Genomic DNA, 2,657 nt, shown 5'->3' with positions numbered 1-2,657 from the left:
GTCGGCAATATTGCCGAACAGTTCGCAACGAATGAAAGCAATATAGTCTGCTACATCCACCAGGCAAAGATCGTGTATGACTTCCTGCAGATGCGCGGAGATGATCTCGACGCGGGCAACGGAAAATTGTGTTCTCTTCATATACTGATCCGCTTGAATGTAGGCAATTATTTACGGCGTCCATTAACAAATTGAATAAGTTCGGCGACTGCCTTATAAAATTCCGGAGCTATCACGTGATTGACCTGGACCTGCTTATAAAGTGACCGCGCCAACTGGATATTCTCGAATATAGGTATCTCATGCGCCTCGGCGATCTCCCTGATCTTTATGGCGATGATATCTTGACCCTTTGCCACAACGACGGGTGCCCCGTCTTTGGCAGGATTGTAACGCAGAGCAACCGAGAAGTGTGTCGGATTTGCGACGATCAGTGTGGCAGTCGGGACCGATGCGATCATGCGTTGACGCGCCCGGTCGCGGCCAAGTGAACGCAAGCGCGATTTGAGCAGCGGGTCGCCTTCTGCCTGTTTGTGTTCGTCTTTGATCTCCTGGCGTGTCATGCGAAGTTCGCTGCGCCAGTGAACACGGGTCCAGGCAAGGTCGAATGCCGCAAGCACGGTGACGGCAATCGCTACGGAGGAAAGCAGGCGCACGATATGCGTGCGGATGAGTTCGGGCAACTGGTTCGGCTCGGTGATGATCGCGTCGATGAAGAAATGGCTGTCCTTAAAGAAGATCATGAAGACGATGATGCTCGCGGCGGCAAATTTCAAAGTGGATTTGAGGAACTCGACGCGGCCTGCTGAACCGAAAAGACGCGACCAGCCTTTTACAATGGAAACACGCGACGCTTCCGGCTGGATGCGGTCGAAGACAATGCGGGGCGCGTTTTGCAGGACAGATGCGAGGATACCCGCGCCAGGGACAATGATGAGGACCGGCAGTAAGGCCAAGCCGACGGCTGAGCCGATAATGCCAAACAATTGTCGCGCATCATCGGCACTGTTGAGCCGCCAATCGTCCGATTTATCCATGAGTTCGGAAAGAAACGAAGCAAGTTTTGCGCCGCTGGGTACAACGACGAACACCATTATGATGAGAAAAGCGATGATCGAAGCGAGGATTGGCGCTTCCCGGGAGAAGGGGAGATTGCCCTTTTCGATGGCATCACTGATTTTTTTCTCAGTGGCTTCCTCTGTTTTGCTTTCCTTGTCGGCCGTATCCGACATTGGCTAGCGAACTCGTCTCACGCTGAGGGCTCTTCGGCTTCGAGTTTGAGGTCACCGCGGTCTGCGAGCACAATAGCCGTGCGGGCAATTGTACGCCGTGCTTCTGTCACCGCATTGGCGTTGATGTTGGTCTGGCTGGAAAGTTCGGTTTCCACCATGCGCCGCCCACGGGTGGACAGGGACTGCAGGATGAGTTCCTGTAACTGCGGTTCGCAGCCGTGCAAGGCTGTCGTGACCACGTCGGTTTGGATTTCATCGAAAAGGACGAGCCGCGCGCGCTGCGATATGCGCACGATATCCTCGAAGGTAAACAGCTTGGCTTTGATCTTGGCGAGATCATCGGCGCCAAGATCGGTTAGGCCCCCAAGCAATTCGTCGATCTCGGATTTTTCCAGCTGATTGATGATATTGGCGATCGTTCCATGATGGCTCTTTTCGGAACTTGTGTTGTCCTTGCCGGTGACTTCGCGCTGCAGGATGCCCTCCAGCATTGCTGAAACGGCTGGACCAACCTTACGTATGTGCAAAGTGCGCTGTATGATGGCGCTCCGCTCCGCGGGATCGAAACGAATCAGGAGTTTGGCAGCAATATCAGACGGCAGGCGGGAAATGACATAGGCGCTCACCTGTGGATGTTGTGCGGTCAAATAGGCATGAAGCACTTCGGTTGGAATGCGTGGCAACTGGTCCCACGCCGACTCCTGCGTCACCAATTCCGGACGGCGGTTCTCGATGACAGCGCTGGCCTCGTCGGCTGAGAGCGTTTCGCGTAACAATCCTTCGAAGCGCATCCCGGCTTCGGATACCGGCGCGCCGTCGGCGAAGGCATTTTCAAACTGCTTGACCAGCTCTTCGAAATCACCCGGCGTGATCGGTTCGAGCTTGCGCGCATGGCCGGCAAGCGAACGCAGATCATCGGCGGTGAAATGCTTGAGAAGCCGCGATGCGGATGGCCGCCCGATGGCAACGAGCAATGCCGCCACCTTTTCGGGACCTGACAGATCCATGATGGCGCTTGAACTTTGAGGTATTTCTTGATCGCTCATGCGGCCGGCTTCCAAGAGTTGTGGTGTGAATTTTGGATCAGATGCCGCTGCCGATAACTTCGGTGAGGCTGACGCCGAAGCGAGAGGAATCGTCCTCAAGAACGATTACCTCGCCGCGGGCGATAACCCTGCCATTGACGACGATATCGACCGGATCGCCGATCTGCTTGTCCAGCGTGACAACAGCGCCGCGGCCAAGCTTCATAAGATTGGCGACGGGCATCGATGTACTGCCGAGCACGACCTGAACATCCACCGGGATGCCCATAATGAGATCGATGTTGGGCYTCGTGCCTCCCGATTTGCGGTTTGGCTGCGGATCATCACGCTTCAAATCTTCGATCGCTTCGTTGAGTTCGTCTTCAATGGAGTTCTTGTC

The 2,657-nt window shown here is 55.1% G+C and carries 3 protein-coding genes; all 3 read right to left on the bottom strand.

What is annotated here, in order from left to right:
* Positions 1-167: 167 nt before the first annotated feature.
* On the bottom strand, positions 168-1,232 hold the full coding sequence (locus tag ACXJ5O_RS23875) for an EscU/YscU/HrcU family type III secretion system export apparatus switch protein (RefSeq protein ID WP_457302072.1): 1,065 nt from the start codon (positions 1,230-1,232) through the stop codon (positions 168-170).
* A 17-nt stretch (positions 1,233-1,249) separates the two neighbouring features.
* Positions 1,250-2,278, bottom strand: a complete 1,029-nt coding sequence (locus tag ACXJ5O_RS23870) for a flagellar motor switch protein FliG (protein ID WP_457302071.1) — start codon at positions 2,276-2,278, stop codon at positions 1,250-1,252.
* 37 nt (positions 2,279-2,315) lie between these two features.
* The coding region (gene fliN / locus ACXJ5O_RS23865) for a flagellar motor switch protein FliN (protein ID WP_457302070.1) at positions 2,316-2,657 on the bottom strand (342 nt) is incomplete at its 5' end.

This window comes from Phyllobacterium sp. P5_D12, assembly GCF_054049495.1.
The sequence above is the reverse complement of the archived record's forward strand: the minus strand, read 5'-3'. Positions and strand labels throughout refer to the sequence as shown.

Excerpts from the sequence above, each read along its gene's own strand:
- ACXJ5O_RS23875 (WP_457302072.1), bottom strand. The coding sequence starts at position 1,232 with ATGTCGGATACGGCCGACAAGGAAAGCAAAACAGAGGAAGCCACTGAG.
- ACXJ5O_RS23870 (WP_457302071.1), bottom strand. The coding sequence starts at position 2,278 with ATGAGCGATCAAGAAATACCTCAAAGTTCAAGCGCCATCATGGATCTG.